The organism is Brevibacterium picturae (genome assembly GCF_030453725.1).
GTDB lineage: Bacteria > Actinomycetota > Actinomycetes > Actinomycetales > Brevibacteriaceae > Brevibacterium > Brevibacterium sandarakinum_A.
The window spans coordinates 1-3,140 of sequence record NZ_JAKDJU010000253.1 but is presented as its reverse complement, the minus strand read 5'-3'; the positions used below and the strand labels follow the sequence as shown (position 1 = coordinate 3,140).

General features: G+C 61.4%; 3 protein-coding genes and 1 tRNA gene. All 4 read left to right on the top strand.

Annotation, left to right across the window (positions count from 1 at the left end):
* Window positions 1-1,594, top strand: a 1,594-nt coding sequence (locus L0G76_RS15070) for a midas domain-containing protein (protein ID WP_304357966.1), incomplete at its 5' end; no start/stop codon positions are given.
* 28 nt (window positions 1,595-1,622) lie between these two features.
* The gene (locus L0G76_RS15065; protein WP_304357965.1) at window positions 1,623-2,348 is read left to right on the top strand and encodes an ASCH domain-containing protein; all 726 of its coding nucleotides are present in this window, start codon (window positions 1,623-1,625) and stop codon (window positions 2,346-2,348) included.
* Between the two features lie 93 nt (window positions 2,349-2,441).
* The gene (locus tag L0G76_RS15060) at window positions 2,442-2,732 is read left to right on the top strand and encodes a DUF3618 domain-containing protein (protein ID WP_304357964.1); all 291 of its coding nucleotides are present in this window, start codon (window positions 2,442-2,444) and stop codon (window positions 2,730-2,732) included.
* A gap of 317 nt (window positions 2,733-3,049) precedes the next feature.
* Window positions 3,050-3,122: transfer RNA gene (locus tag L0G76_RS15050), tRNA-Lys, on the top strand.
* Window positions 3,123-3,140 lie beyond the last annotated feature (18 nt).

The window sequence follows — 3,140 nt, the reverse complement described above, 5'->3', positions numbered from 1 at the left end:
TGCACTTGCCTTGGTGATGCTCCCGGTCGCGGGCACAATCGCTCCCGCGAATGCGGGCATCTTGCCCTCTCCATCTGCTGAGGCCGAGGCGTCGAGTTCGGCCGATCCCGACGGGTCTCCCGAAGGTGGCGAAGCGGCGTCGGCCGCAGGCGAAGCGACCGATTCCGTCACGGCTGATTCCGATTCCGAGAACTCCAAGGCCGACGACACTGCTGGAGACGACCCCGAGGCACCCAAAGACGATCCCGCCTGCGACCCTGAAGACGCCGCTTCCGACGCAGATGCCGAAAGCGGCGGCGACGAAGACAATCCGTGCGCCGTCGAGGATCCACTCGATACGACGTGGAACGCTGCCAAGCAAACGATCACAATTTCGGCATCGGAAGACATGCCTGAAAGCTGGGCCAACGTACCCTTCAAGGGCCCCGGGCCCGACAAACGTCGCCCGGTAGCGCCACAGACCTCGTCGGAATCGGGAACCTCGTCTGATGCGACAGCTGATGGCGGCGAATCGAATGACGAAACCGATGACAGCGGAAACCCAGTGCCCTCCGCTGCCAGTGAAGATGTTCCCACTGAATTCATGCTTAACCAAGCCGGCGAAGTCGTCGATGCTGACCATCCAAACGCTGAGGAAGGGATGGAATTCACTCACTTCGAAGAGGACCCGGGGTGGACATTCAAATCTGATGGCGAAGACATCATCGTCGCAGGCGACCAGTACACCGAAGACGGCAACGGTGGGGACGCAGCCAGCGCAAATGACGATCAGAATGCAGATGGCACCGTCACAGCCGACGACAGCGGCACAGCCAACGACAGCGGCACAAACAACGCAGAGGCCACCGATGACGGTGCCAACAAGGACCCGTCCAATGACGCGAACCTGACCGCTACCACCGATTCCGAATCGAGCGACGACGGCACGGAGGCCGACTCTTCTACTGGTGACAGTTCGGATTCCGACTCCACGTCGGACTCTGAGAGCACCGCCTCGTCCGACTCCAATTCCTCAGACTCAGCAGAGGCTGAGGAAAAGGACGCCGACAAATCCGACTCAGCCGATGCAGATTCGGCCAAGCAGACCGCGGATTCCGATTCCTCGTCGGCATCGGACGGTTCCGATTCCGGCAGCTCGGACAACAAAGGCAACGCGGACAAGGACGGCAGCAAGGACGACAAGGGCTCGGCCGACAAGGACGGCTCGGGATCGACATCCGGCGATGACGGGCCAGACGGGGATCAGACCACACCAGACCCGGCGACCGGAAACGGTTCATCCGATACACGCGATGAGATTCCCGGAGATGTCGGCAACGACTGGATGCCCGGAAACGATTCCTCCCCTCCTCCTGACTACTCGGATCCGGTCCCGCAGAATCCTGACACTCCTGTGCCCGACGATGACACGGACCTCATCACCGGAGGCAACACGCCGGAGCCTCGCAGCGACAAACCGCCGTCGACCTCATTCGGGGAATCAATCGTGTCGACCATTTCGAGTTCGTGGCCGATCTTCATCCTCGCCGCCTTCGGCATGGCCGCCGTCGGCTTCATCATCTGGCTCGTCGGACGTCGCAACAAACAGAGCTGAGTCCGGTTCGCTGCCTTAGGATCGCAGCATGGACCTCTACGAATCAGAGCTGAAGGTCGTCGCTGCCGCAGAGTCGCTGGCTGCCACCCTGGGCACGAGCGAGAACCACACTGTGGCCGCTGCCGCGATGGACACACACGGTCACATCCACACCGGCGTCAACGTCCACCACTTCAACGGCGGCCCGTGCGCAGAGCTCGTCGTCATCGGCAACGCGGCTGCCGCCGGAGCGGGACCATTGGTCACGATCGCAGCCGCTGGGGATGGCGGTCGTGGTCTGCTCTCACCGTGCGGACGCTGCCGTCAGGTCATTCTCGACCTTCACCCCGACGCGCTCGTCGTATTCCCCGGACCGCACGGTGCGGGATCTGCCGAGATCGCTTCGATCTCCGTCCTCCTCCCCTATTACTACCGTCACCCGGATTCGGCACCGATGCGACTGCTGAGGTTCCACGCCCGGTATTTCGACGCTACCGCCTCGGCGAAGAAGACTTTGACGGTGCGGTGGAAGGAGTCCCACTCACCGGGGCCTGCCCTGGCATATTTCGAACACACCGACCACGGGCCGCTGCCGGTCGACATCACCTGGGTGGAGACTTTCCGGATAGATGAGCTGACACCGCAGATCCTGCAGCTGAAGCAGGATTCGAGTGTCGACGGTTACGTTTCCAATCTGCGCAATCACTATCCGACGATGCCCGAGGACGCGGAAGTCGACGTCGTGACTTTCCGGCTCTCCGCATCCAATATCTGACACTGAGAGAATCAAGCGGTTAAGCTTGACACGAGGCACAGTGGCATCCCGTCACGTGCATGAATGTATTCTCGACCCGGAGGACATGCCCCGATGACTGACAATGTCTACACCTCAGATGTGACCGTCGACTCAGCGTCACCGACGCAGCTGGCGGAATCGATTCGCCTCCGCGAAGAGCGCATCGCGGACAACATCGATGAACTTGTGGGCCGCGTCCACCCGAAGGTCCTTGCGAATCGCGCCGCCAACAAGGCGAAATCGACCGTCGTCGACGAAGAGAGCGGCTCGGTCAAGCCCGAGGCGATTGCACTCGGCGTCAGCGCCGTCCTCGGCGTGGCGGCACTGGTCGTCGGCGTCTCCGGCCGCAGCAAGCGTGGCTGAAACCGCTCTTCCCATCCGCATGCTGCACGACCGGATCCTCCTGGATCCGGGTGAGGCAGGCCAACCTCGGCGATAGGCGTCCTCTACGATCCTGAGGACCTCGCCGAGGTGGAGCTTGAGGGCCAGGTGTACGTGTTCCTGCGGGAGCGTGATGTCCACGCGATCTCGGAACCTGCAGAGCAGTCGAGGTCCGGGATGTACCTCTGACCTGCAGGTATGCGAGCTACCTCACAAAACCTCAAATGATCAGCTCTCAGTTTGCATGAAGGCTGGGAACCTGAGTAATATTAATTCTCGTTGCGCGGAAAGCGCGGCACGCACCTCTAGCTCAATTGGTAGAGCAACTGACTCTTAATCAGTGGGTTCCGGGTTCAAGTCCCGGGGGGTGCACAGAGTTGAGAAACCGCC

Coding starts and splice junctions, on each gene's coding strand:
- L0G76_RS15065 (WP_304357965.1), top strand. CDS start 1,623: ATGGACCTCTACGAATCAGAGCTGAAGGTCGTCGCTGCCGCAGAGTCG.
- L0G76_RS15060 (WP_304357964.1), top strand. CDS start 2,442: ATGACTGACAATGTCTACACCTCAGATGTGACCGTCGACTCAGCGTCA.